Below are 23,316 nucleotides of genomic sequence, written 5' to 3' on the forward strand. Positions count from 1 at the left end.
CTGCCGCGGCCATGATGGCGAGGTTCGGCATCTTCGTTTACGATCCCTCTGAATCACTGTTCGGGAGCACCGGAATGCAAACCATTGGCCTGATCGGCGGCATGAGCTGGGAGAGCACCGCGCTTTACTACAAGCTCATCAACGAGCGGGTCCGCGACCGCATTGGCAAGCTGCATTCGGCCCCGCTTCTGATGTATTCCTACGATTTCGAGGAGATCAAGCAGATGCAATATGCCGGCCGCTGGCAGGAGGCGGCGGCGAGCCTGGCGGAGGTCGCGCGGCTGCTCGAAAGTGCCGGCGCGCGGGCGATCGTGCTGTGCACGAACACGATGCACAAACTGGCGCCCGAGATCATATCCAGCGTGAGCGTTCCGTTCATCCACATCGGCGATGCGACGGCCGAGCGGATTCGGGGCAAGGGATATCGGCGGGTCGGGTTGCTCGGCACCAAGTTCACGATGGAGGAAGACTTCTACATCGACCGATTGCGCGCGCACGACCTCGACGTCATGGTCCCTCCCGCGGACGAGCGCGCCGAGGTGAACCGCATCATCTACGACGAGCTGTGCCTCGGCAACGTCGCCGCGCCCTCGCGCCGCCGCTACCAGGAGGTGATGGCGGCGCTCGTCGCCGGCGGCGCCGAGTGCATCATCCTCGGCTGCACCGAGATCACCATGCTGGTCGGCCCTAATGACACGTCGGTCGAGACATTCGACACCACGGCCATTCACGCCGAGACGGCCGCCGATTTCGCGATCGGGTGAATTGATCTCGTCAATTTCAGCCCCGCTATACTCACCCGCTCCGCTTCTGTCGCGCGCTCGCCAGCAGCACCAGCATGAATGAGGCCGCCGTCATCAAGGTCGAAATCGCGGCGATGGTCGGATCGATCTCGTCGCGCAGCGCGGTGAACATGCGCTTGGTCAACGGCTGATACTGGCCGCCGGAAATGAACAGCGCGACGATGGTCTCGTCCATCGCCGAGATGAAGGCGAAGATTCCGCCCGCAACCACGCTGGACTTGATCTGCGGCAGCGTCACCGCGAAGAAGCTGCGCAGGCGGTTCATGCCGAGGCTGCGCGCCACCATCTCCTGCGCGGGATCGAAACTCTGCAGGCCCGCGAGCACCGAGATGACGACATAGGGCAGGCCCAGCATCACGTTCGCCAGCACGAGGCCGGGCATGGTCGCGACCAGACCGACTTTGGCATAGACGAAGAAGATGCCGACGGCGGTGATGATGATCGGCACCACCAGCGGCAACAGCAGCGCCAAGTGGATCAGCCTCATGATGCGTAGCTTCGACTGGCTGATGGCATAGGCAGCGGCCACCCCGAACGGGGTCGCGATCACGACGGTAAGGAGGGCGACCGTCAGCGTCACCTGCGTCGCCTGCATCCAGGCCGGATTTGAGAAATATTGCTGGTACCAGCGCAGCGAAAAGGAGGGCGGCGGAAAGGTGAGAAAGCGCGCGCTGGAGAACGAGATCGGCGCGATAATCAGAACGGGGAGGATCAGATAGACCAGCACCAGTGCGCTGACCACGTAGAGGGCGATCCGTGCGGGCGAGGCGCGCATCATTTCTGCCCCAACACGCGATCGAGCGAGATGAAGCGGCTTACAATGAAGAAGATCACGAGCACACTGATGAGCAGCACGACGGCGACCGCGCTGGCCGCGCCGAACTGGTTGTAGAGCTCGACATTGCGGCTCACCAGCATCGACACCATCACGGTGCGGCCGCCGCCGAGCAGCTCCGGCGTGATGTAGAAGCCGAGGCAGAGCACGAACACCATGGTGCAGCCGGCGAGCACACCCGGCAGCGACAGCGGCAGGAACACGCGCATGAAGGTGAGCGACGGGCTCGCGCCCAGGCTGGCGCCGGCCTGCATGAGATCGTTCGGAATCTTCTGCATGGTGGCGTAGAGCGGCAACACCATGAAGGGCAGCAGGATGTGCACGGTCGCAACCACCGTGCCAAAGGTGTTGTGGACCAGCGCGAGCGGCTCGGAGATGACATCGAGGTAGCGCAGGAGCTGGTTGATCACGCCGGTGCGCTGCAGCAGCGCCAGCCAGGCATAGGCGCGGACCAGCACGCTGGTCCAGAACGGCAGCACGACCAGCGAGAGGATGACGATGCTCCACCCTTTCGGCACCGAATTGGCAAGGTAGGCCACGGGATAGCCGAGCAGCAGCGCGATGGCCGTGACCGCGAGGCTGATCTCGAAGGTCAGCGCAAAGCTGCGCCAGTAGACGTCTTCGGTGAAGACGCGGCGATAATTCTCCAGCGTGAAGCCGTCGTGGTAGATCGACTGCCAGGCCAGCCAGCCCACCGGCAGCAGGATCAGAGCCAGGATCACCAGCAGCGCCGGCGACACCAGTGCCAGCATCAGGCCGTGCTCACGGCGCTGATGTTTTTGGGAGGGATCTGGCACTGAAGTCGTCAACGCTGCCTCGCTCACTTCTGCATGAAGGACGCCCAGCGCTTCTCGGCGGCTTCGCCCGCCGGCGAGGACCACCAGGCGTAGGACATCAGCGCCTGCTTGGCCGCATTGGCCGGCTCGCTCGGCAATTGCGCGGCGCGCTCGGGCTTGATCACGCTGGTCTCGAACGCCTTCGGGTTGCCCGGACCATAGTCGATGTGCAGTGGCAGATTGGCCTGGTGCACGGGATCAACGGCCTCGTTGAGGAATTTTATCGCGGTGGCGAGATTCGGCGCGCCCTTGAGGATGCAGAGCGAGGTACTCTGCAGGATGCCCTGGTTGTAGGTAAAGGCGACCTTCGCGCCTTCCTTGGCGACGGCACTGACGCGGCCATTCCAGGCCATCTCCATGTCGACCTCGCCGTCATTGAGCAACTGCGCCGACTGTGCGCCCGAGGTCCACCACACCGTGATGTGCGGCTTGATCTCCTCCAGCTTCTTGAAGGCGCGGTCGACGTCGAGCGGATAAAGCTTGTCCGGTGCGACGCCGTCGGCCATCAGCGCCGCCTCTAACGTTGCAAACGGATGGTTGCGCAGCGCGCGGCGGCCGGGGAATTTCTTCACGTCCCAGAAATCGGCCCAGCTGTTCGGCGCGTCCTTCGGGAATTTCTTCTGGCTGTAGGCAAGTACGCTCGAATAGAACTCGTAGGACACTGAATAGGGGCTGCGATAGGCCTCCGGCATCGCCGCGCCGTTTGGAATCTTCGAGAAGTCGAGCTTCTCCATCAGCCCCTGTTCGCCGCCGCGCAGGCAGTTACCGGTCGGGGTGTCGACGACGTCCCAGATCGGCTTGCCGCTGCCGACCTGCGTCTTGATCGCGGGCCAGGCATCGGGAATGGAGTCCTGGTTGATGGTGATGCCGAGCTTCTTGGCGGAGGGATCGAGGATCGCCACCGTCTGCGCCTGCTGATAGGCGCCGCCCTGCGAGACGAAGGTGATCTGCTCGGCGGCATCAGCCGCGCTGGTCAGTCCGATTGCGCCCAGCAGCGCGCAGCTCAATCCAAATTTCTGCTTCATCGTCATCCTCACCTCCTCCAAATGATCTCACCGACCGATCGCATCGAGAAACTGGTACCAGCCGGCGACCATGCGCACGGCGGGCTCCCGCAGCGGATAGAACGGAATCGCCTTCATGCGCCGGGCGTCGAGCAGGCCGACGTCGGGCGTCTCGCCGCGCACGAAGGCAGCGAGATAGCGGCCCATCAGGCTCGACATCGCAACGCCTGCGCCGTTGTAGCCGACCGAGAAGAGCGTGCGGTCATCGAGCCGGCCGATATGCGGGACCGAGTCCAGCGTCATCGCGACCAGGCCCGACCATTTGTATGCGAGCGGGACATCGGCGAGATCGGGGAAGATGCCGACCATCGCCTTGCGCAAGGCATCGAATGCGGCCTGCGAATCCTGCTTGCCGAAGGCGCCGCGGCCGCCGAAGATGACGCGGTTGTCGACCATGCGGAACCAGCGCATCATACGCTTGGTCTCGGTGTAGGTGCGCCCCGTCGGCATCAGTTTTCCCGCGAGATTGCCGGGAAGCCGCTCGGTTGCGACCATGGCGCTGCGGAACGGGATCAGCGTGCGCTGCAGATGCGCGGTGGCACCGGTCAGATCCGAATAGCTGTTGGTGGTAATGATCGCCTGCCTGGCGCGCACCGCGCCTTGCGGTGTCTCGGCAACGATGCCGTCCTTCTCGCGCCGGAGCTTGACGACCGGCGACTCCTGGAAAATCGGAACGCCGCGGCTTGCAACGCCATTTGCGAGGCCGCGCAGATAGTTCAGCGGATGGATCCCGCCCGAGCCGGGATTGAGCACACCGCCGACAAAGATCTCGGAGCCGGTCTCCTCACGCACCTGTCCCTTGTCGAGAATGCGGACCGCGGCGGAGCCCATCTCGCGCGTCATCCAGTTGGCTTCGTCGATCGCGGCCTTGAGCGTCGTCTCATTGTGCGCGGCCTTGACCTGGCCGGTGCGCACAAGGTTCGCGCTGGTGATGCCGAATTCGGAGACGAGCTCCTCGACCATGTCGGTCGATTCATGCGCGATCTCGTACATGCGCCGCGCCATGGCGCGGCCGTGTGCGGCATCGATCTCACGGAACGAGAGGCGGAATTTTGCGGTGATCACGCCGCCATTGCGCCCGCTCGCGCCCCAGCCGGGACGGTTGGCCTCGAGCACGACGGGGCTGAGCCCGCTCCTGGCAATGTGGTGCGCGGCGGAGAGGCCAGTGTAGCCTGCGCCGATGATCACCACATCCGCCTGTTGCTCGCCCGACAGCACGGGAAACGCGCGCGCCGGCTCCGCCGTGGCTTCCCACAGCGAATTGACGGAAGGCAGCGCGCGCCAGTCCCGTGTCATGCCACAGCTCTCCGTTACGTCGCCGGCCCGATGGCCGCGTCGGCAAGCGCCTTCAACGTCGGATAATGGAAGTCCGGCTTGGTCAGCGTCTCCACCGCCGGCGTGCCGCCGAATCCGGCGATGCCCTGGCGGCGCTCGATCCAGCACACCTTGTAGCCGAGCTTCCGCGCGATCCCGATGTCGTGATATTGGCTCTGCGCGACGTGCAGAATGTCGGACTGCTTGTACCCGAAGGCGGACTGGCGGCCCTTGTTGTAGGCGAAGAATTCCGGGTTCGGTTTTGCAACGCCGGTGTCGTCGGCGCAGACGGTGTCATCGAAGGGATTACCGAGCGCATGCGCGTAGCATGAGAGTGCCACGCGGTCGGCATTGGTCATCGCGACCAGGCGGAATTTTGTGCGCAGGCGCTTCAGCGCCTCGACCGAGTCCGAGAACGGCCCCCAGCGCAGCACGGCAAGCTGGAAGACGTCACAGGAGGCATCGTCCGCCGGCAGCCCGAGCTCCTTGGCGAGATAGCGGTAGACGTAGAACATCACCTCGCTGGAGCGCTCATAATGCTTGTCGCGCCCGCGCTTGTAGGATTCGAAGATCTGCTCGTCGCTGAGCTCGGCCGCCTTCTTGCCTCCGATCTTGCGCACCGCTTCAAGTACGCCGGTCTCGAAATCGATCAGGGTGCCGACGACGTCGAAGGTGAGAACCTTGAAATTGCTGAACGAGGCTTGGGTCGACATATCGCTTCTTCTCTCGGTTGAACAAGGCTGGATTCAGTCCACCCTGGGCACGACAATGGTGTCCTCGGGATGGAGGGTGACGGTGAGGCTGCCGCCGAGCGGCGGAATGCGGTGATAGGCCTGGTGATAGCTCGGCTGGCGCAGGCTGAGCGCGATGCCATCGGCGAGCGCGAGGAAAATGCGCAGGCTCTCGCCCTGATAGACGATGTCGGTGACGGTCCCGGTCAGCCGGTTACAGGCGGCATCCTGCGCGCCGTCATCAATCAGCAGCTTCTCGCTGTGCACGGCCAGCATCAGGGCATCGCCATCGGGAATGGCGCGTGCGCTGCGCAGCAAGGCATTGCCGAGCGCAACGCTGGAAGCATCGACGCGGCGGACCGGCAGCATCGTGGCTTCGCCGATGAAGCTGGCAACGAAGGAATCGACGGGATGGTCATGCAGCCGCGCCGGCTCGTCGATCTGGACCAGCCGGCCGTCCTTCATGACGGCGACGCGGTCGCTCATGGTCAGCGCCTCGCGCTGGTCATGGGTGACGTAGATGATGGTCGCGCCGATCCGCTTGTGCAACGCGCGCAGCTCGATCTGCATGGATTCGCGCAGCTGCTTGTCGAGCGCGGAAAGCGGCTCGTCCATCAGGATCAGGCGCGGCTCGAAGATCATGGCGCGCGCCAGCGCCACGCGCTGGCGCTGGCCGCCGGAGAGCTGCGCGATGCCGCGCTCTTCATAGCCGGCAAGCCCGACCATGCTGAGCGCCGCGCGCACCTTGTCCGGCCAGAAGGATTTCGGCAGGCGTCGCGCGCGCAAGGGAAAGGCGACGTTCTCCCCGACGCTCATATGCGGAAACAGCGCGTAGTTCTGGAACACCACGCCGATGTCGCGCTTGTGCGGCGGCATGTAGGTGACGTCACGGCCGCCGAACAGAATCGTGCCTGAGGTCGGCAGGATGAAGCCGCCCAAAATGCCGAGCAGCGTGGTCTTGCCGGAGCCGGAGGGACCAAGCAGTGAGACGAATTCACCGGCGCCGACATTGAGCGAAACGTCGTCGAGGGCGCGAACGGCGCCATAGGCCTTGCTGGCGGACCTGATCTCGACGCTCTCCGCGCGCTTGTCCAACGATCGACCTCGCGATGTCCCTGCGCTGGCGTGCCTCACTGCGCGCCATAAGCCTGCTTTATAGACAGGGGTTTGGAGCACTCACCGCCGAAGCGTGCGCTGCACCAAATCCTCTCTCGAAGGGCCTGTCTTTAGGCTGTCATGCTGATGACACCAGACTTGGCAAAATCCGGCAATTGCCAAATTCTCACCGCGCTCATAACATGACGTTATGCCCGAGCTCCGCCGCATGCTGCCGTCCAGCAACGCCCTGTTCGTCTTTGACGCAGCGGCGCGCAATGGCAGCTTCACGGCTGCGGCCGCCGAGCTGAACGTCACGCAGCCGGCGGTGAGCCGGATGCTCGGCCAGTTCGAGGAGCATCTCGGCGTTCGCCTGTTCGATCGCAAGGCGGGCCGCGCGGTGCTCACCGAAGAAGGCGAGCTGCTCTATCGCCGCGTGCTCGAAGGCTTTCGCAGCATCGAGAGCGGGCTCGTCGAGATCGAGCGGCGGCGCAAGGGCACCGAGACGGTGACGCTGTCGGTCTCCTCCGCCTTCACCACGCACTGGCTGATGCCGCGCATCGACAAGCTGCAGAAGCAGTTTCCGCAAGTCGATCTGCGCTTCCAGTTGATTTCCGGCGCGCTGCGCGGGCCGGTGGAGAATGTCGACCTCGGCATGCGCTTCCGCGATCGCGACGAGCCGCCCTCCGGCGGCACCCTGGTGATGAAGGAAGTAATGCTGCCGATGTGCAGCCCCACCTATCTCGGCGAGACCGATCCCACCGAGGGCAACACCATCATTCGCCTCGCCGAGACGCCGGGCGACTGGGCCGCGGATTACGCTTCGCTCCTCACCGGCCGCCGCGGCGCGGCCAAGGCGCTGAGCTTCACCGACTATGCCGTCGTGGTGCAGGCCGCGCTGCTCGGCCAGGGCATTGCGCTCGGCTGGCTGACGGTCGCCTCGCACTGGCTGCTCACCGGCGCGCTGGTGCCCGCCTCCGACCGGCTCACCACCACGCGCCGCATCTGCGAATTCCTGCCGCCGCGCAACCGCCCGATGCGCCCGATCGCCGCCGAGATCCGCGACTGGATCATCGCGCAGATGAAAAGCGAGATCGCCGCGATCGACCGGCTCTATCCGAAGCTCGGCGCCATGGCGGCGTGCTATTGAGCCTGGAGCGAGCTTCACAAGAAGCCGTCATGCCCGGGCTTGTCCCGGGCATCCACGTTCGCCGTGCCACGTGGTAAGGCGTGGATGGCCGGGACAAGCCCGGCCATGACGCTGTGGAGGCGTCGTCCCCCTCCCTCCACGTCATTGCGAGCGCAGCGAAGCAATCCAGAGTCTTTCCGCGGAGGGATTCTGGATTGCTTCGTCGCAAGAGCTCCTCGCAATGACAGTGTGGAGAGAGGTTTGCCCGCTACCGATGCTCGATCGCCCTGATCGCACCGCGCAACTCTGCGAGGCCGCGCAGGCGGCCGATGGCGGTGTAGCCGGGATTGGTGCGCTTGGTGGCGGCGAGATCGTCGAGCATGCGGTGGCCGTGATCGGGACGGAACACGATTCTCTTGTCCGGTGCGCGCCGCGCGTTCTCCTTCAACAGCGCCTTGAGCACCGCGATCATGTCGACGTCACCGTCGAGATGGTCGGACTCGTAGAACGACAGGACGTCCGCCTCGCGCTTGGTCGCGCGCAGATGGGCGAACGCGATGCGCGGGCCGAAGCACTCGGCCATATCAGGGAGATTGTTCTCCGCGCGCACGCCGAGCGAGCCGGTGCAGAAGCAGATGCCGTTGGCCTTGGACGGCACGGCATCGAACAGCGCCTGATAATCGTCGGCGCTGGAAGCAATGCGCGGCAGGCCGAACAGCGGCCGCGGCGGATCGTCCGGATGCAGCGTCAAGGAGACATCGAGCTGCTCGGCCACCGGCGTTACGCGCGCGAGGAATTCCGCGAGATGCTGCCGCAATATCTTTGGCGTGATGTCGCGATAGGTGTCCAGCCGATCGCGGAATTGCGGGATCGTCATCGGCTCGGTGGTCGAGCCCGGCAGCGCGCTGGCAATGACCATGACGAGATAGTCGATATCCGCCTGGCTCATCTGCTCGAACAGCATTTTAGCGCGCGCCTGCTGCTCGGGGGTATACTCTTGAGCAGCCGCCGGGCGCTTCAGGATGTGCAGCTCGAATGCCGCAAAGCGGTCCTGGTCGAAGCGCATGGCACGGGCGCCGTTTGGCAGCTCCCATTCCAGATCGGTGCGGCACCAGTCCACCACGGGCATGAAGTTATAGCAGATGATCTTGATGCCGGACGCGGCGACCGCCTCCAGGCTCGCGATCCACGCCTCGATCGACTTGGTCGCTTTTCCGCCGAGGCGCTTGACGTCGTCAGGGATCGGAATCGATTCCACCACCGACCAGGTCAGCTGCGAGCGGCCGGGCTGGCCGTTCTCGATGAAGTTCTTGCGCTCCTCGACCGCCTTGCGCGTCCAGGCCTCTCCGATCGGCACCTGATGCAGCGCCGAGACGATCTGGCTCGCCCCGGCCTGCCTGACATCATCGAGCGAGACCGGATCATCCGGTCCGTACCAGCGCCATCCCTCCAGCATCATGTGCTGCCTCCCAAAGCGTTTTCGAGCGAAGTGGGTACCGGTTCGCGTGAAGAAAACGCGTCAAAACAAAAGTCAGTTCGCGGTCAGCACGACCTTGACGCTCTGCGAACGGTCGAGCGCCAGCCGCAGCGCGTCGGGCGCGGTCGAGAGCGGCCGCTCGGCGGTGACCAGCGACAGCACATCGACGCTGCCGTTGCCGATCAGTTCCACCGCATTCATGAACTCGAAGCCGAAGCGGAACGAGCCGCGCAGGTCGATCTCCTTGGCCATCACCGCATTCGACGGCGTCGGGATCTGGCCGCCCGGCAGGTTGCCGATCTGCACCACGACGCCGCCGCGCCTGACGATGCCGATCGCGCTGGCAAGGCCCGCGGCCGTGCCCGAGACCTCGAACGCGACGTCATAGGGGCGCGACGCAGCCTGCGCCTTCAACCCTTCCTCGCCGGCAGAGACGTTCTCGACGTGGGAGGCGCCGAGCTTGGTCGCAAAGGCCAGCGGCGCCGGCGCGATGTCGGCGACGGTGATGTCAGCCATGCCGGCGCGGTGCGCCGCGAGCATGGTCAGAAGCCCGATCGGGCCGGCACCGAAGATGATGCCGCGCTTGCCCTCGATCTTGCCGGCGCGCGCCACCGCATGCAGGCACACCGCGAGCGGTTCGGCCAGCGCGGCCGCCTGGTAGGACACGTGATCGGGAATCTTCACGCACTGCGCAGGGATCGCATCGAAGTAGTTGGCGAAGCCGCCCTGCATGTGCGGCGTCTTCGAAGCCGAGCCCATGAAATAGATGTTCTCGCACAGGTTCGGCCGGCCCTCGCGGCAGGCGACGCAATGGCCGCACCAGCGCGACGGGTTGACGGCGACGCGGTCGCCGACCTTCAGGTTCGCAGCGGCACCGGAGATCTCCACGACCTCGCCCGAGATCTCGTGTCCCAGCACCAGCGGCGACTTCACCACGAAGTCTCCGGTGCGGGCATGACGAAAATAGTGCATGTCCGAGCCGCAGATGCCGCCGGCGCCGAAGCGGATGCGCACCATGCCGTCAGCGAGCCTGTCGAGCGGATGCTCGATCATGCGCAGGTCTTCGGGGCCGAACAGGGTCGCGGCGAGAGCGGTCGAGGTCATTTGGAGAGTCCCATGTATTTTGGCAGCCAGAGGGTCAGTTCGGGAATGAAGGTGATCGCGATCAGCGCCAGCAGCAGCGGAACCAGCCAGGGCAGGATCGCCACCGTCGTTCGCTCGACGGAGAGCTTTGCCACGCGGGCGAGCACGAACAGCACCATGCCGAGCGGCGGATGCAACAGGCCGATCATCAGGTTCAGCGTCATGATCAGGCCGAAATGAATGGGGTCGATGCCGAGCTTGAGCACGATCGGGAGCAGGATCGGCACCAAAATGGTGATTGCCGCCGTGGTGTCGATGAAGCAGCCGACAAACAGGATCAGCACGTTGGCGAGCGCCAGGAACACCCATTTGTTCTGGGTGATGCTGAGCATCCAGTCCGAGAGCATCTGCGCCGCCTGCGACACCGTCAGCAGCCAGGCGAAGATCGACGCCGCCGTGACGATGAACAGCACCGAGGCCGTGGTCTCGATGGTGTCGAAGGTCGCCTTGGCGACGGTCTGGAACGTCATGGTGCGGTAGCGGACGAGGCCGAGGAACAGCGACCAGATCACCGCGGCGACGGCGGCTTCCGTCGGCGTGAACCAGCCCAGCGTCATGCCGCCGATCAGGATCACCGGGGCCATCAGCGCCATCACCGCCGAGAAGTCGAAATACCAGTCGATCAGGAGCAGCGTGCCGAGGCCGATGACGACGGCCGTGTTGACCGAAAGGCCGGCCAGCACCATCAGCCAGATCGCCATCGGGAACGACAGCACGATCAGGATCTCGAGGCCGGCCGAGCCGAGCTGCGGCCAGGAGAACGGCGTGTCGCTGCCCCATTTGTTCTTGTGCGCGAAATAGGTGACGGTCACCATCATGAACAGCGTCAGCACGACGCCGGGAATGACGCCGCCCAGGAACAGCGCGCCGATCGAGACGTTCGCCATCATGCCGTAGATCACGAACGGCAGCGACGGCGGAATGATCGGTCCGAGCGTTGCGGAGGCCGCGGTGACGCCGACCGAGAACTCGGTGGAGTAACCGTGGTCCTTCATCGCCTTGATCTCGATGGTGCCGAGGCCGGCGGCATCCGCAATCGCGGTGCCCGACATGCCGGAGAAGATCACCGAGCCGATGATGTTGACGTGGCCGAGGCCGCCGCGCATCCACCCCACCAGCGCGACGGCGAATTTGTAAATGCGCCCGGTGACGCCGGCGATGTTCATGAGATTGCCGGCCAGGATGAAGAAGGGCACGGCGAGCAGCGGGAAGCTCTCGACGCCGGCGATCATGCGCTGCGCCAGCGTAACGTCGGGCGTCACGCCGCTGACCAGAATGTAGAGCAGCGACGACACCGCCATGGCGATCGCCACGGGAACGCCGAGCAGCATGAGAACGAGAAAGCCTCCGAGCAACAGCAGCATGGTTTTATCCTTCCGATCCGTCGTAGGCACCGGGACGTTCGAGGACCGAGTAACCCTGCCGCCAGTTCTGGATTGCCACCTGCACGGAGCGTGCGAACATCAGCACGAACCCGAGCAGCACGGCGTAATAGACATAGTCCTTGGGAAGATTGATGGTGGTCATCTGCTCGTCGCCGATGATCCTGATGTAGACCCAGACCAGCTTGATGGCGTAGCCGAAGAAGGCGATCCGGATCAGGTCGATCGCGGTCGACAGCACGCGCCCTACGGCATGCGGCAGGTAGCGATAGACGAGGTCGACCTGGATATGCCGCGACAGCCGTACGCACATCGACGAGCCGATGAAGACCACCCCGATCAGGCAATAGGTCGCGATCTCTTCGGTCCAGGCGTAGCTGTCGTTGAGCACGTAACGGGTGAAGAACTGCAGGAAGACGGCGAGCGCCATCACCCAGAAAATCGCCAGCGCCACCCAGTCCTCGAAGGCGTAGACGCCGAGATCGACCTTCGGCGTCGCCTCCTCCTCGAAGGTGTGCGCGATCTCGTCGGCGGTGATCTGCCGGTGGATTTCGGCGGTGGACATGTTACCTCTCTCCAAATCGTCGTTCCGGGGCTCGCGAAGCGAGAACCCGGAATGACGTCTTTGTTCTACTGTCTCACGCTTGCTCCGCTCCTCATCCTGAGGAGCTTGCGAAGCAAGCGTCTCGAAGGATGCCCCCGGGGCACACCGGGGCCCTCATGGTTCGAGATGCGCTTCGCGCTCCTCACCATGAGGGTCTTATGGCGGGGCAAGCGGCGGTCACTTCACCGCCTGGATCTTCTCCCAATCCGCCTTGCGGTAGCCGAACGTCTCGAATGCGACGTTCTTCAGCACGGTGTCGCGGAACTCGTTCTTGTCGACCTCGGTCACCGTCAGCCCCTTCTCCTTGAAGAAGGCGACCAGCTTGGCCTCGTTCTGCTTGATCTCACCGGTGGCCTTGGCGGCCGCCTCCTGCGCCACGTCGGTAAATATCTTCTTGTCCTCGTCGCTGAGCTTCTTCCACAGCGCGCCGGCGATCACGGTGTTGAGGTGATCGACGATGTGGCCGGTCAGCACGATGTGCTTCTGCACCTCGTAGAACTTCTTGGCCTCGATCGTGGTCAGCGGATTTTCCTGCGCCTCGACGGTGCCGTTCTGGAGCGCGAGATAGACCTCGGCGAACGCGATCGGCGCGGTGTTGGCGCCGCAGGCGCGCGGCATCGCGAGGTAGGCCGGAACGTCGGGCACGCGGATCTTCAAGCCCTTCATGTCGGCGCAGGTCTTGATCGGCTTGTTCGACGAGGTCTGGCGCACGCCGTAATAGGTCACCGCGGCGATGTGGTGGCCGCTCTTGTCCTCATAGCCCTTGGCGAGCTCCTTGAAGATGTCGCTCTTGGTGTAGGCGAGCAGATGATCGGCATCGCGGAAGGTGTAGGGATAATAGGTCACCCCGATTGGCGCAAAACTCTTGGCGGCGAAGCTCGAGCCGGAGATGATGATGTCGACCGAGCCGAGCGAGAGACCCTGGTTGATGTCGGCTTCCTTGCCGAGCTGGGAGGCCGGATAGACCTCGATCTGATAGCGCCCGTTGGTGCGCTTGCCGATCTCCTGCGCGGCCCAGACCGACGCCGTGTGGAACGGCTCCGAGGTCTCGTAGACGTGGGCCCATTTGAGCTTGGTCTGCGCCATGCTGGCCTGGGTCGTGGCAAGCATCGCCGCGGCCGAGACCGCGAGCACTGTCGTCATCTTCTTCAACACTGATTTATCCTCCACTGATTAAACTCTGGTTCTTGTTTGCCCGCCCCGGACCGGGACGGACCGCCCAATTTCATGGCCTCCGCGCGCCACCGCTCTTGGCCTGTTTCTTCGACGATCGTTTTGATTTCGCCGGCTGAACCCCTGATGGCGCCACCCGCTTCTGTGCAGCCGGTGCCCCTGATGATGTCTCGGCCCCAAAATTCTGTGCAAAGCGCTCCTGCGAATGCGCGAGGTGATCGCGCATGGCGTCATGGGCCGTCAGCGGCCGGCGCGCAGCGATGGCGTCGCGCACGGCCCGGTGCTCGTCGAGCGCGGTTCGCCACGTGGTGGGGTTCTCGAAATAATGCGCAAGCTGCGTGAAATAGGGATTAAGGCGCTGGTCGAATAGCTCGCCGACAACCCGCACCAGCACGGCGTTGCCGAGGCATCCCGCGATGGCGATATGGAAGGCGCGGTCATGAACCATCGAGGCTTCACCAGGATGCTCGACATTCTCCATCGCGACGAGCGCGGCATCGATGCGCTCGATGTCATCTTTCGTCGCCACGCGCGCGGCTTGCTCTGCGATGGCGCTTTCGAGGAATTCGCGGGCACGCAGCAGCTCGAACGGGCCTTCTATGATCGCTGATGGTGCCGGCGCGGCGATCGCCGCGGGCTCGATCACATAGATGCCGGATCCGACGCGGATGCGCAGGCGCCCCTCGACCTCGAGCGCGATCAAGGCTTCGCGCACCGTCGGCCTCGACACTTTGAGCTGCTCGGCGAGTTCGCGCTCGGTCGGCAAGCGGCTGCCGACCGCGTACTCGCCGCTGTCGATCAGGCTTCGCAATTGATCGGCGACCTGGCGATAAAGCCGTCTCGCCTCCACAGCTTCCAGCGGCACGCTGGTCCTCCCGAAAAGGTCTCGCGCGGCGCCTCCGGCGCCCGCGACCCGCCAATTTTGGAAAATTGGTCTTACCAATTGACCGGAGCATTGACCTGATACGGACGCCATGTCAAGCAGCGGCAAAGCAAGGGGAGACGTCCATGCGCCAGAGCTCGATGCGCCTTGGTCGCGCCAATCTCGACCGCCTGGCACCTGCCATCCGGCGGCCGGCCTATGACCGATCGCGCGTCACGCCCGGCATCGTGCATCTCGGGCTCGGGGCGTTTCATCGTGCCCATCAGGCCGTCGTCATCGACGATTGCCTTGCTAGGGGCGGCATGTCCTGGGGCATCATCGGCGCGAGCCTGCGCAGCCCGGATACGCGCGACGCCCTCGCCCCGCAGGACCATCTCTACACCGTCGCTGTCCGCGCCGCCGAAGGTACCGAGCACCGCGTGATCGGCGCCCTGCTCGACAGCGTCGTCGCGCGCGAGAAGCCGGCAACCCTGGTCGAGCGGATGGCCGATCCCGCCATCCGCATCGTCTCGCTCACGGTGACCGAGAAGGGCTATTGCCACACGCCGCAGACCGGCGATCTCGACGAGCGGCATCCTGATGTCGTGCACGACCTCAATAATTTCGACGCGCCGCGCTCGGCGCCGGGTTTCATCGTCGCCGCGTTGGCGCGGCGGCGGGCGCAGGGTCTTTCGCCCTTCACCGTGCTGTGCTGCGACAACCTTGCCGCCAACGGCCACACCGTGCAGCGGATCGTGACGCAGTTCGCAGCGCTGCGCTCCAGGGAACTCGGCAAGTGGATCGCCGATACGGTCGCTTTCCCCTCGACCATGGTCGACCGCATCGTGCCGGAGACGACGGATGCCGACCGCGATGCGGTCGCATCCGCGCTGGGCATGCGCGACGCCTGGCCTGTCATGACCGAGCCGTTCACGCAATGGGTGGTCGAGGACCGCTTCACCGCGGGCCGGCCGGACCTTGCCGCAGCGGGTGTCGAGCTCGTCGGCGACGTCAAGCCGTTCGAGCTGATGAAGCTGCGGCTGCTCAACGCCAGCCATTCCGCGCTGGCCTATCTCGGCTATCTCTCCGGCTACGAGACCATCGCCGACACGATGCAGGATCCGCATTTTGCGCGCCTCGCCGCGCAGGTGATGGAAGAGGCCGCGGTGACGCTGACCATGCCATCAGGCACGGATCTCGCCGCCTATCGCGCCTCGCTGCTCAAGCGCTTCGCCAATCCGGCGCTGCACCATCGCACTTGGCAGATTGCCATGGACGGCTCGCAAAAGCTGCCGCAGCGGCTGCTCGGCGCGATGCAGGATCGCCTTGCCAGAGGCCTGCCCATCGCAACGCATGCGCTGGCGGTGGCCGGCTGGATCCGCTACGTCAGCGGCGTCGACGAGCAGGGACGGCCGATCGACGTGCGCGATCCATTCGCCGCCGAGTTCGCCGCGCTGGCGCGCGAGGCAGGACCCGTTGCCGAGCGCCTCGCGCCGGCACTGCTCGGGGTGGCGAAGGTGTTCGGGCCGCTCGGCGCCGAGCCGCGCCTGCGCGAGGCTGTCACCGCGGCGCTCGGCCGCCTCTATGCCGACGGCGCGCGGCGGGCCGTGGCAACGCACGTTTCAGCGTGACCACGACGCGGGCAGCATCCTGAATGCTGCACTGCGGCCAAAGTCGACGGAAAGTCGCGCTTGATTTTTGCCTGTCCTTGCCCCACCCGAGAGCGATGGGAAACGACACCAAGGTCATCGCCGCCAACGCGGCCTTTTACGCGGCATTCTCGACCGGCGACTTCGCCGGCATGGAACGGATGTGGGCGGATGACGACGGCATCTCCTGCATCCATCCCGGCTGGCCGGCCATCATCGGCCGCGCCACCGTGATCGGAAGCTGGCGCGACATCCTGCAAAACCCGCAGCGGCCGCAGATCGTCTGCGCCGAGCCGCAGGCCATCGTCGACGGCGACAGCGCCCGCGTGCTCTGCATCGAGATCGTCGACGGCACCGCGCTGGCTGCGGCGAACCATTTTCGCCGCGTCGGCGACGACTGGCGCCTGGTGCATCATCAGTCCAGTCCGATCGCACAGATTGTCGAGCAGGCCGAGGACGATAGAGCAAGTCACCGCGTCCACTGAGCACGGCGATCACGGCGCCGTGATCTACTGTGCATGGGGTTGTTTTTCAGCTTTTGTTTGGCGGGCCGAAAGTTCCGACAGATCGTCGAGCACGACATGCGCGCCGGTGAAGTCGTCGTCCCCGAAGAACGTGCTGCGGGTGATCAGAACCGGGACGCCGGTGCGCGAGGCCGCGATCAGACCGTTGGCGGAATCCTCAATCGCAACGCAATCGGACGCCTCGAGCTTCAGCCGCGCCAGAATCTCGAGATAGACGTCGGGCGCCGGCTTCTTGTGCCTGACGTCGTCGCCGGCGACGATCGCATCGAAATCCGCGGCCCAGCGTTTGCCCAGCACCTGCGACAGCAGCGCATCGATATTGCCGTGCGATGTGGTGGTCGCAATCGCAAGCCGCTGGCCGCGCGCCTTCGCGGCCCTGAGCAAATCCGTCACGCCTGGCCGCAAGGGACAGCGGCCGGCCTCGACCAATTCGGCATAATGCGCGGTCTTGATGCGGTGAAGTTCTGCGATGTCCCCGTCCGACAAGGGCGGAGCGGTCACTAGCCTCTCGTGGTAGGCGCGCATGCGCTCCTTGCCGCCCGTCACCCGCAACAGGTCCTTGTAGACGGCGCGGTCCCACTGCCAGTCGAGACCGAGGCGGGCGAAGGCGAGATTGAAGGCCTGCCGATGCAGCTCCTCGGTTTCGGCCAGGGTGCCGTCGACGTCGAAGATCAGCGCGGCCGCGCGCCGGATCAGTTCGGCGGCGTCTGCTGGCGCCTGAACCAACGCTTCGGCCTGCATGATCGATGCCTCCTGTCCCAAGCGAACATCGCCCGAAGCGACAGACGAGTAAAATCGCAATATCTTTTGCCGGACCCAAAAATCTCTTATGAGCGAACGGTGCGCGACGGCGCGAACGGGAACTTTCGACCTGCACGGGAGACGCATGCGGCTCTTCATCCTCGGCCTCGGCTACAGCGCCCGGCATTTCGTCCGCAAGCACGGCCGCAGCTTCTCGCATGTCGCCGGCACCGTGCGCGATCCCGCGCAGCGGAATGACCTCGCCGGGATCGAGGTGCATCCGTTTTCCGGCAGCCTTCCGTCGCCCGAGACGGTTGAACGGGTTCGCGACGCCGACGTCCTCCTGGTGTCGATTCCGCCCGGCAGCGGCGGCGATCCCGCGCTCGCAGCCTTCGCGGACGTGCTGACAGGGCGGAAACGCAAGGCCATCTATCTCTGCACCATCGGGGTGTACGGCGATCACGCAGGCAGCTGGGTCGACGAGAGCACGCCGCCGCAGGCCATCCTCGACCGCACGCGGATGCGGATCGCGGCGGAGCAGGCCTGGACGGATGCGGCGGGCGGCGATGCCGCGATCCTGCGGCTTGCGGGCATCTACGGTCCCGGCCGCAACGCGCTGGCGACACTGCGCGCGGGAACGGCGAGGCGCATCATCAAGCCGGGACAGGTGTTCAACCGCATCCACGTCGATGACATCGCGAGCGCGATCATCGCCGCTATTCATCACCAGGGCGGCGGCGTTTGGAACGTCTGCGACGACGAGCCGGCGCCGCCGCAGGACGTGATCGGCTATGCCGCGCAGCTGATGGGCGTGGCGCCGCCGCCGGAAGAAGCGTTCGCCACCGCCGAAATGTCGGCGATGGCGCGCAGCTTCTATGCCAGCAGCGCCCGCGTCTCCAACGAGAAACTGAAGCGCGAGCTCGGCGTCACGCTGGCCTGCCCCACCTATCGGCACGGCCTCGACGCTCTCTGGCGCGCAGGCGAAGGACGTTAGGGTTCCTGCCGATGCGTCCCAGACATGCCGCCCCCGCGCTTGACTTCGTCCCTGTGCGGTCATGATCTAGGCATCGAGCGAGCCACCGCACAACGAATTCGCGTCTTGGGAGAATGCAATGAACAAGACGATCGCCATGATCGCGGCAACGATTGCTGTCGTCACGCTCGGCGCCGCGCGCGCTGCGCCGCTGCCCGAAGCCAATCCCGACGATGTCGGATTTTCGAAGCAAGGCCTTGCACGCCTCGATAATTTCTTCGCGCGCGAGATCGCGGCCAAGCGCGTTCCCGGCGCAGTGGTCGCCATCGCGCGCGACGGCAAGCTCGTCCACTACAAGGCCTATGGCCTGCTCGATCCGGCCAAGGGCACGCCGATGCCGCTCGATGCGATCTTCGCGCTGGCCTCGATGACCAAGCCGATGGCAGCGGTCGCCGGCCTGACGCTGATGGAGCAGGGACGGCTGCCGCTCCAGGCCAAGCTGTCCGAATACTACCCGGGCTTCGCCGACATGAAGGTCGGCGTGCCTCAGGCGGATGGATCACTCAAGCTCGAACCGCAGGCCTCGCCGATCTTCATCCACGATCTCTACCGGCATACGTCGGGGCTGATATATGGCGGCCGCCCCGACTCATCGAGCCCGGTGGCGCGGCAATATCCCGATGGCATTGCGCCGGCGATCGAAGGCGACACCCAGGCTTTCATCGATCGCATCACCAAGCTGCCGCTGGCGCAGCAGCCCTCGACCGCGTTCGAATACGGCTTTTCGATCGATGTGCTCGGCGCTGTCGTCGAGAAGGTGAGCGAGCAGAAGCTTGGCGACTATCTCGCTGCCAATGTCTGGCAGCCGCTCGGCATGAAGGATGCGACTTTCCATCCGACCGAGGCGCAGCGCCCGCGCCTCGCCCGCCCCTTCCCGAACGATCCGCTGACGGGCAAGCCGCAGGCCATCAAGCTCCTGGACACCACAACCAAGTTCGATTGCGGCGGCGCCTGCTCGTTCGCGACGGTCGGCGACTACATCCGCTTCGGACAGATGCTGCTCAACGGCGGCGAGCTCGACGGCCAGCGCATCCTCGGTCCGAAGACCGTCCGTCACATGACGGCGAACCATCTCGGCCCCGAGATCAAGAACAACGTCGCCAATGTCGAGCCGCATCGCGGCGGCTTCGGCTTCGGCCTTTCGGTGGCGGTCCGGACCAGCGAAGGATTGTCGTCGGTCCCCGGCAATCCGGGCGAGTTCACCTGGAACGGAGCCTACGGGACGCAGTTCTTCTGCGATCCCAAGGAGCGTCTCGTCGTCGTGGTGGGAACGGCGGCACCGGGTGAGCTCAGGAAGTATTATCGCGAGCAGGTCCAGGACATCGTCTACGGCGCGATGACGAAGTGAGACCGTCACATGAAAGAGAAAGGGCGGCCACTTGGGCCGCCCTCTTGATTGACCGTCAGCTCAACACGCCGTGTTTCTTGAACCAGGCCTCTGCCTGCTTCCAGGCATCTTCCGCGGCGTCCTTGCGGTAGCTGCCGCGATAGTCGGCATGGAAGCCGTGCGGCGCTTCGGGGTAGATCTTGAAGTCGGCCGTCTTCTTGCTCTGCTCGAGCGCGGCCTTCATCTGCTCGACCTGCGCGACGGGAATGCCGGTATCGGCGCCACCATAGAGGCCGAGCACCGGCGCCTTCATCTCGGGCGCGAGCTGCAGCGGGCTCTTCGGCCACAACGGGTTGGCTGGATCGACCAAGGTCCCGTAGAAGGCAACGCCCGCCTTGAGCGCACCGCTGTGGGCGGCATATTCCCAGACCGTGCGGCCACCCCGGCAGAAGCCGATGATGCCGAGCTTCGTCGTGTCGCCGCCTTTCGATCCTGCCCAGGCGACCGTCGCGTCCAGATCCGACAACAGCTCCGCGTCCGGCTTCGCATTCACCACCGGCAGCAGCTCCTTGATATCCGTCACCTTGGTCAGGTCGATGCCCTTGCGGAAATAATAGTCGGGCGCCACCGCGAACGCGCCGAGCTTGGCGAGGCGGCGCGTCACGTCCCGGATGTATTCGTGCAGGCCAAAGATTTCCATCGCCACGATGACCACCGGCGCCTTGGCGTTGCCGGCCGGGCGGGCGAAATAGGCGGGCATTTCCTCAGAGCCGACCTTGATCTTGGCATCGCCGGCCTGGAGGCCACTGGTATCCGTCGTGATGATGTCGGCCCGGACCGGACCGGCCGCGAGCGTGTAGCCAGCGGCGACGGCCGCGGTCGCGCTCATGAATCCGCGGCGCGAGAGCGGGGCGACTTTCGTCAGTCCAACGACGTCGGATGTCATGGTGGTTTCAAAGCTCATCGATCTTCCCATTCCTGATTCCCATGCTGATGCCCCTCGGGCGCCGCATTCGCCAGTAATTGCCAGATAAACGCAAGTCACCAGCCTGCGAGCACGCGGCTCACCACTTCATCCCTTCGTTAGCGAGCGCCGGTGTCCGCTGCCCGCCGGAGCGTGGGCCGTGTGCCGGACTTAACCGCCTGGCTGCACTGCACCGCAACATCCATTAACCGAAAGGAATGGTTCTTTGCCTGCCGGCCGGGCCGCTTGGCGCTGCGCAGAATGCGCCTGAGCGCACACCCGACAGGCTCTGCCGCAACAAATAGCAATCGCAGCGACGATGGTGACACATCATGTTGCTTACGCATCGCTCATCATCACCAAATCACGTGCGAACCGCCGTCATTTGATTGAAATTTTCGAAGGATCTTGGCCGCGCGATTTACCCGGTCTTTCTTTGTGACACCCTAGTTCCACGGCCGGAAGTTCCATCTTCGGAAACGCAGAGGCTTCTTCCCGCGACGCGCGATGCTCGCCCGCAACGGACGAAGCAGCGCGAGCGGGTCTCATTCTCGTCCGCCCCGATTGCGCTACCCGAGGCCCAATTGAATAAACGTTTATGCGACCTGGAACTGAAATGAATTTGGCTCGTGAATCGATTGAACTGTTGGAGCAGGCCGCACGCATCCTGTGGTTCGAAGGCACCAAGCACGGTTTGCGCGACCGCGAATGGATGGCGCTGCGCTTCCTCTCCCGCGCCAACCGATTTTCCCGAACCCCCTCGGCGCTGGCGAGCTACGTCGGCACCACGCGCGGCACCGCCTCGTTCATCATCGGCGAGCTCGAGCGGCACGGCTATCTCGAGCGGAAGCGCTCGGCCACGGACAAGCGTTCGGTGACGTTGAGCGTGACCCAGCAGGGCAAGAAGTTCCTGGTGCGCGATCCCGTCAACGTCCTCATCGAAGCGATTGGCGTTCTGGACGACGAGGTCAAGATCCGCTTCCGCGACACGTTCCGGCACGTGCTGGACCACTCCGATGCCGCCGAGCAGCGGCACCACACCGACGTCTGCAAGCGGTGCATCTTCCTGCGGGAGGATCGCGCCAATACCGACAGCAAGACGACGGCCGAGTTCAGCTGCCGCCTGTTTCGCGCACCGATCGCCGAAGCGGAGGTCGATCTGCTGTGCACCAGCTTCGAGCATCACCGCCAATAAAAGGCGGCTCGTTCAGGGCATTGCCTTGCGCGACGAATAGATGACGCCGCCGCTTGATTCCACCACCAGGCGCCCGTTCTCGTTCCTGATCTCTTCGATGCGGCCAAGACCGGGCACCCGTTGTCCCAGCACGGCTTCGATGACACCGTTCGGGCCCTGCAGGATCGCAATTCCCTCATAGGCCTGGCGGACCGACCAGCCCTTGATCGCCTTGCGCGGCGCCAATGCACGCTCGGGTGCAGGCACCGATCCCGTGAATTCGGGCGCGGCGACCGCGGCCATCATCGGCCCTTGCGCTGACACCGGCTGCGTCTGCACCGTCGCCGGCGCGGGAGCTTGGGCTTGGGCTTGCACCTGAGCGAGCTTGTCGAGCTTCACCGTAGAGGACGAGCTCACCCGCTCGATCCGGTCGAGATTCTCGGCAAACCGGCCGAAGCGATCGTTCGTGACCTTGCTGGATTGATCGACCGCGGTCCGCAAGCCATCGAGGTTTTCAGACACGCCCGACACTTGCTTGCGCAGTTGCGCGACGGTCTCGCGCAGAATCCTGATCTCTGCATTGGCCGCAACGTTGTTTGGCGCGGGCTGGGTGGTGAGATAGGCGATCACGCCGGTGCAGGCGCAGACCACCAGCATGGCAGCGACCGCCAGAGTTGCGAGCGGCGCGACCCAGGTCGGACGGGGTGGCGGCGGCTTCGCCACGATCACGGCCGGCTTGATCACGACCGGCGCCGGCTTCGGGATCGCCATCTTGTCGAGGCGGGCCTTGGCACGAATCCGCTTCAAGCCGTCGAGTGCCTCCTTTGCGAGAGCCTCGTCGCTCGCCGTCGCCGATACGCGCTTTGCACTCGCGGCAGGCTTGGTCGTCCGCGCCGCGTTGTCCATTGAATCGCTCGCCTCTGGCGCTGGCTTCGCCGCCGCGGAAGCGTCCGCGGTCGCGTTGGGACGAGCTTGTCCATCGGACAACATATGAAAATGCTCCGTTCGGTTCGGTCTGTCGAGCGACGACGTTATCTGTCGAAGCTTGCCTGAAACGTGCGGGTCGAAAGCCGTTCATCGCGCGTGATGCGACGTCGCATGAGTCGATTGCGCCATACACGTGGCGATAGTGCGACTCGAAAGACACACACTCGCCAAGATTTCATCAAGCTGGAGGCGCGGCGCAGACGTGAGTCGAACCTCCGCATGCGGAAAAGCGAGTTCCAGAGTCAATCCGGGGTTGAAAACCCATCAATGTGCGTGCCTCGGAGCACCACCCGAAATAGCTGTAATTGTACGGGGATGCGGAACTATACAACCATCACAATGCAAAACTAGTTCAGTATCAAAATCAACTGATACGTTTGGATGCATCAAGAAACAACCAGAAACAAATCAACAGCATCAAGTGCGTGTAGCAATCGCTTTCTTTCGCACGCTTGATCGGGAATCGGCA

22 protein-coding genes are annotated in these 23,316 nt (G+C 64.5%); 7 read left to right on the forward strand and 15 right to left on the reverse strand.

Translation table 11 applies throughout. The features are described 5' to 3' along the window. Positions 1-74: 74 nt before the first annotated feature. Positions 75-764 carry an aspartate/glutamate racemase family protein gene (locus I6F21_RS02070; RefSeq protein ID WP_036007184.1) on the forward strand — a complete coding sequence of 230 codons (690 nt, stop codon included), beginning with the start codon at positions 75-77 and terminating at the stop codon, positions 762-764. A 31-nt stretch (positions 765-795) separates the two neighbouring features. Here I6F21_RS02070 and I6F21_RS02075 read toward each other — a convergent pair whose 3' ends face one another. The 6 genes from I6F21_RS02075 to I6F21_RS02100 all read right to left on the reverse strand — a co-directional run bounded on the left by I6F21_RS02075 (position 796) and on the right by I6F21_RS02100 (position 6,678). Then, a complete protein-coding gene (locus tag I6F21_RS02075) occupies positions 796-1,581 on the reverse strand; it encodes an ABC transporter permease (RefSeq protein ID WP_225182746.1) in 786 nt (261 codons plus the stop codon). Continuing rightward, a complete protein-coding gene (locus I6F21_RS02080; RefSeq protein WP_225182747.1) occupies positions 1,578-2,390 on the reverse strand; it encodes an ABC transporter permease in 813 nt (270 codons plus the stop codon). Before I6F21_RS02080 ends, I6F21_RS02075 begins: the two co-directional genes overlap by 4 nt. A 68-nt stretch (positions 2,391-2,458) precedes the next feature. Continuing rightward, complete coding sequence (locus I6F21_RS02085) at positions 2,459-3,505, reverse strand: ABC transporter substrate-binding protein (protein ID WP_192893301.1); 1,047 nt, start codon at positions 3,503-3,505, stop codon at positions 2,459-2,461. A 21-nt stretch (positions 3,506-3,526) separates the two neighbouring features. Continuing rightward, on the reverse strand, positions 3,527-4,834 hold the full coding sequence (locus I6F21_RS02090) for an FAD-binding oxidoreductase (RefSeq protein ID WP_225182748.1): 1,308 nt from the start codon (positions 4,832-4,834) through the stop codon (positions 3,527-3,529). 14 nt (positions 4,835-4,848) lie between these two features. Then, positions 4,849-5,565, reverse strand: a complete 717-nt coding sequence (locus I6F21_RS02095; RefSeq protein ID WP_036007133.1) for an HAD family hydrolase — start codon at positions 5,563-5,565, stop codon at positions 4,849-4,851. Positions 5,566-5,598: 33 nt separating this feature from the next. After that, positions 5,599-6,678, reverse strand: coding sequence for an ABC transporter ATP-binding protein (locus tag I6F21_RS02100; RefSeq protein WP_225182749.1), 1,080 nt, complete (start codon positions 6,676-6,678; stop codon positions 5,599-5,601). 211 nt (positions 6,679-6,889) lie between these two features. On the opposite strand from I6F21_RS02100, the gene I6F21_RS02105 reads away from it, so the two are divergent. Beyond that, entirely contained in the window at positions 6,890-7,828 is a 939-nt protein-coding gene (locus I6F21_RS02105) for a LysR family transcriptional regulator (RefSeq protein WP_036027386.1), read from the forward strand. A 247-nt stretch (positions 7,829-8,075) separates the two neighbouring features. Here I6F21_RS02105 and uxuA read toward each other — a convergent pair whose 3' ends face one another. From uxuA to I6F21_RS02135, 6 genes are all read right to left on the reverse strand, one after another. Then, positions 8,076-9,266 carry a mannonate dehydratase gene (uxuA, locus tag I6F21_RS02110; protein ID WP_225182750.1) on the reverse strand — a complete coding sequence of 397 codons (1,191 nt, stop codon included), beginning with the start codon at positions 9,264-9,266 and terminating at the stop codon, positions 8,076-8,078. A gap of 72 nt (positions 9,267-9,338) precedes the next feature. Then, positions 9,339-10,388, reverse strand: coding sequence for an L-idonate 5-dehydrogenase (locus I6F21_RS02115; RefSeq protein ID WP_225142140.1), 1,050 nt, complete (start codon positions 10,386-10,388; stop codon positions 9,339-9,341). Beyond that, on the reverse strand, positions 10,385-11,791 hold the full coding sequence (locus tag I6F21_RS02120; protein ID WP_225182751.1) for a TRAP transporter large permease: 1,407 nt from the start codon (positions 11,789-11,791) through the stop codon (positions 10,385-10,387). The genes I6F21_RS02115 and I6F21_RS02120 overlap by 4 nt, the downstream gene beginning before the upstream one ends. A gap of 4 nt (positions 11,792-11,795) precedes the next feature. Next, entirely contained in the window at positions 11,796-12,374 is a 579-nt protein-coding gene (locus I6F21_RS02125; RefSeq protein ID WP_036007120.1) for a TRAP transporter small permease, read from the reverse strand. A gap of 216 nt (positions 12,375-12,590) precedes the next feature. Continuing rightward, on the reverse strand, positions 12,591-13,556 hold the full coding sequence (locus I6F21_RS02130; RefSeq protein ID WP_225182801.1) for a sialic acid TRAP transporter substrate-binding protein SiaP: 966 nt from the start codon (positions 13,554-13,556) through the stop codon (positions 12,591-12,593). A gap of 82 nt (positions 13,557-13,638) precedes the next feature. Beyond that, positions 13,639-14,451, reverse strand: coding sequence for a FadR/GntR family transcriptional regulator (locus I6F21_RS02135; RefSeq protein WP_225182752.1), 813 nt, complete (start codon positions 14,449-14,451; stop codon positions 13,639-13,641). Between the two features lie 143 nt (positions 14,452-14,594). Between I6F21_RS02135 and I6F21_RS02140 the strand changes: the two genes are divergently transcribed. Next, complete coding sequence (locus I6F21_RS02140) at positions 14,595-16,079, forward strand: mannitol dehydrogenase family protein (protein ID WP_225182753.1); 1,485 nt, start codon at positions 14,595-14,597, stop codon at positions 16,077-16,079. Between the two features lie 95 nt (positions 16,080-16,174). After that, complete coding sequence (locus tag I6F21_RS02145; RefSeq protein ID WP_036007097.1) at positions 16,175-16,582, forward strand: nuclear transport factor 2 family protein; 408 nt, start codon at positions 16,175-16,177, stop codon at positions 16,580-16,582. Between the two features lie 24 nt (positions 16,583-16,606). On the opposite strand, the gene I6F21_RS02150 is transcribed toward I6F21_RS02145, so the two are convergent. Beyond that, a complete protein-coding gene (locus tag I6F21_RS02150) occupies positions 16,607-17,362 on the reverse strand; it encodes an HAD family hydrolase (RefSeq protein WP_225182754.1) in 756 nt (251 codons plus the stop codon). A gap of 145 nt (positions 17,363-17,507) precedes the next feature. Between I6F21_RS02150 and I6F21_RS02155 the strand changes: the two genes are divergently transcribed. Together I6F21_RS02155 and I6F21_RS02160 are read left to right on the forward strand one after the other, a co-directional pair. Next, positions 17,508-18,356, forward strand: coding sequence for an SDR family oxidoreductase (locus I6F21_RS02155; RefSeq protein ID WP_225182755.1), 849 nt, complete (start codon positions 17,508-17,510; stop codon positions 18,354-18,356). A gap of 118 nt (positions 18,357-18,474) precedes the next feature. After that, positions 18,475-19,743, forward strand: coding sequence for a serine hydrolase domain-containing protein (locus I6F21_RS02160; RefSeq protein WP_225182756.1), 1,269 nt, complete (start codon positions 18,475-18,477; stop codon positions 19,741-19,743). A 55-nt stretch (positions 19,744-19,798) separates the two neighbouring features. Here the strand turns inward: I6F21_RS02160 and I6F21_RS02165 are convergent, their stop codons facing one another. Then, on the reverse strand, positions 19,799-20,686 hold the full coding sequence (locus I6F21_RS02165; protein ID WP_225182757.1) for a dienelactone hydrolase family protein: 888 nt from the start codon (positions 20,684-20,686) through the stop codon (positions 19,799-19,801). 616 nt (positions 20,687-21,302) lie between these two features. On the opposite strand from I6F21_RS02165, the gene I6F21_RS02170 reads away from it, so the two are divergent. Further along, entirely contained in the window at positions 21,303-21,881 is a 579-nt protein-coding gene (locus I6F21_RS02170; RefSeq protein ID WP_225134454.1) for a MarR family transcriptional regulator, read from the forward strand. 12 nt (positions 21,882-21,893) lie between these two features. On the opposite strand, the gene I6F21_RS02175 is transcribed toward I6F21_RS02170, so the two are convergent. Beyond that, positions 21,894-22,850: a hypothetical protein gene (locus tag I6F21_RS02175; RefSeq protein ID WP_225182758.1), complete on the reverse strand. Its 957-nt coding sequence runs from the start codon at positions 22,848-22,850 to the stop codon at positions 21,894-21,896. Positions 22,851-23,316 lie beyond the last annotated feature (466 nt).

This window comes from Bradyrhizobium sp. NBAIM03, from assembly GCF_020194055.1.
In the GTDB taxonomy this organism is placed as follows: Bacteria; Pseudomonadota; Alphaproteobacteria; order Rhizobiales; family Xanthobacteraceae; genus Bradyrhizobium; species Bradyrhizobium yuanmingense.